The following is a 2,965-nucleotide window of genomic DNA, read 5'->3' as shown; positions in this document are numbered from 1 at the left end:
GCACGCAATGAGCGGGCAATTAAACGCTGAATTTCCATCGTGCGACCAGACTGTTTGCCACGGGCAGCTTCACGTTGGTTACGAGTGTGAGTAGAACGCGGTAACATTCCGTATTCGGCTGTCACCCAACCTTTACCCTGGCCTTTCATGAAGCGTGGAACACCTACTTCAACCGTTGCTGTACAAAGTACTTTTGTGTCGCCAATTTCAATCAGGACTGAGCCTTCTGCGTGAGCCGTGAAGTTTCGAGTAATAGTCACTGGACGAATTTGAGAGGTGGTTCTACCGCTTGGGCGCATATTGTCTACCTTGTGTTGTTCAACTGATTGATTGTAAGAATGTATTGTTGGCTATTGTAAATCAAAGTATGAGATACAACAAAGCAGCCCGAAAGCTGCTTGTTAATTTTAAGCTATTTACTGGTGAGTCACCAGAATTTAACTTTTTTAGTCGCGAGGTTTGCGATCGTTACGACGACCTCTGTGACCTTCGCCACCGCGTCCACGGTTGCCATCACGATTTCCGCCACGTCCGCGAGCACCACGGTCATCACGACCTCGGCCACGACCGCCGCCATCACGACGACCACCGCGCTCACCAACACCTTGGCCACCACGAGGGTCAACCTTAATGTCTAGCTGTTGGTTGCGTACTCGCGTTTTTTTCAACTGCTCTTGAGTTTCTGTCGGCATGTCAGCCGGAAGCTCAACCACTGAGAAGTTAGGCATTAGCTTAATGTTACCAATGAACTTAGAGCTGATGTTTGCTTCGTTTGCAATCGCACCAACGATGTCTTTTGGTGAAACGCCGTGCTCACGACCAACTTCGATTCGGTATGCTTGCATTGGAACACCAGTATCACGACCACGGCCACCGCGTTCACCGCGATCACGGTCACGACCGTTGCGATCACGACTATTTCGATCTTCAAACTTGTTGTTACCTGGCATGCCTTTACCTGTTACTTGTAAAGGTGCTTCTTGTTGTGCCATAAACGCAAGTGCTGCAGCGACTTCACCCACTTCTTGGCCATGCTCATCTGCGTATTCATTCACTAAGTTAGTGAAGAAATCTAAGTCTTGACCACCAATAACATCAGCGATGCGCTCTTTAAACGCTGCAACACGTAATTGTGTTACTTCTTCGTTTGTTGGTGGCTCGTAAGGTAAAATTGTTTGCTTTGTTTCACGCTCAATTGTCTTTAATAAACGACGCTCACGTGGCGTTGCAAACAAGATAGCGTTACCTTTACGGCCCGCACGACCTGTACGACCAACACGGTGAACATAAGATTCTACGTCGTATGGTAAGTCGTAGTTAATAACGTGACTTACACGCTCAACGTCAATACCACGTGCAGCAACGTCCGTTGCAATAATGATATCTAAACGGCCAGATTTTAATGAATCGATACATTGTTCACGATGAGACTGGTTCATGTCACCGTTAAGTGCAGCAGCAGCGTGACCACGGGCAGATAATTTATCTGCTAACTCAGACGTAGCTTGGCGTGTCTTAGTAAAGATGATCATGCCGTCAAATTCAGTCAGCTCTAATAAACGTGTTAACACGTCTAACTTCTGATTGTTGTTTACAATCCAGTATTGCTGAGTGATGTTAGAGTGGCTCGCTGTTTTAGGCTTAATGCGAACTTCTTTAGGGTTCTTAAGGTATTGCTTAGTTACCTTTAAGATAGGCGCTGGCATCGTAGCTGAAAATAACGCAATTTGTGCTTGATTTGGAACGTGTTCCATAATCCACTCAACATCATCAATGAAGCCCATGCGTAACATTTCGTCAGCTTCGTCAAGAACAACCGTTTTAAGGTTCGATAAATCTAGTGTTTCACGGCGCATATGGTCCATAACACGACCAGGTGTACCGACAACAACGTGGACACCACGCTTAAGTGCACGTAACTGAGTACGGAAGTCTTGACCACCGTAGATCGGTAATACGTGGAAACCGTCTAGCTTTTCAGCATATGTTGTAAATGCTTCAGCAACCTGGATCGCAAGTTCGCGAGTTGGGGCCAAAACTAAAATTTGTGGTGAATTCACCTTTGGGTCTAAGTGACACAAAGTTGGTAGCGCGAACGCCGCCGTTTTACCAGTACCTGTTTGAGCGATACCTAAGATATCGTCGCCATTTAGGATATGTGGAATACATTCAGCTTGGATTGGTGAAGGGGTCTCATAACCAACGTGTTGAACCGCTTCTAATACGGCTGGGGTTAAACCTAAGTCAACAAACTTTGGGGTTACATTTTCTGTCATTTTTTACTCACATCTCTACCCCAACTTCACGCGTAATCCGTCATCACTCAATGTCCACACCTCTATCGCAAGAGATTCAATTGAGCTTAGCCTGTCTGTGGGGGAATTCAAAAGGGCGCGCATTGTACGCTTTATTTCCTTTAATAGCGACCTGTTTTGACTATTTTTTAATCTTTTTAAAGTAATTACTTAAATTTTGCGCAAATTCCTGCGCTTATCGCCAAAGTCCATCCTGCGCCAAACCAACCTTAGTCTAGTCATTGCTTAGTAATCTTCCACTTGGCTAAATAAATTATGTGCGCTTAAAACGACAAATGTTTGTTAAAGTTCTAAAATCTTTTTAAAAAGCAGCATATAACGCTAAACTACGAGTAATGCGCAATTCGCAAAAACAATTATTAACAGCAAGGTGACAGTGTGATTCAAAGTATGACGGCGTACGCCAGAAAAGAAGTAAAAGGCGATTGGGGAACGGCAGTATGGGAAATTCGCTCAGTTAACCAAAGATATCTAGAAACCTATATCCGCTTACCAGAGCAATTCCGTTCACTTGAAGCCGTACTTCGCGAGCGTCTTCGCAAAAAACTGCAACGAGGCAAAGTCGAAGTCTTTCTTAAGTACACAGCGAACCCAGCCGCTGTTACACAGTTAACTGTCAACAAAACCTTAGCCAAACAACTTATTGACAG

Annotated in this window: 3 protein-coding genes; 1 reads left to right on the top strand and 2 read right to left on the bottom strand. The window is 44.9% G+C overall.

The window, feature by feature from the left end; genetic code table 11:
- Positions 1–299 (bottom strand): ribonuclease PH (rph, locus tag AC4E96_RS09910; RefSeq protein ID WP_490255706.1); only part of this gene is annotated, 299 nt, incomplete at its 3' end.
- Positions 300–446: 147 nt separating this feature from the next.
- Positions 447–2,276: a DEAD/DEAH box helicase gene (locus tag AC4E96_RS09905; protein WP_490255705.1), complete on the bottom strand. Its 1,830-nt coding sequence runs from the start codon at positions 2,274–2,276 to the stop codon at positions 447–449.
- A gap of 417 nt (positions 2,277–2,693) precedes the next feature.
- On the opposite strand from AC4E96_RS09905, the gene AC4E96_RS09900 reads away from it, so the two are divergent.
- Positions 2,694–2,965 (top strand): YicC/YloC family endoribonuclease (locus tag AC4E96_RS09900; RefSeq protein ID WP_490255704.1); only part of this gene is annotated, 272 nt, incomplete at its 3' end.

The organism is Psychrosphaera sp. (genome assembly GCF_982872775.1).
This window is presented reverse-complemented; position numbering and strand designations above follow the sequence as displayed.

Excerpts from the sequence above, each read along its gene's own strand:
- AC4E96_RS09905 (WP_490255705.1), bottom strand. The coding sequence starts at position 2,276 with ATGACAGAAAATGTAACCCCAAAGTTTGTTGACTTAGGTTTAACCCCA.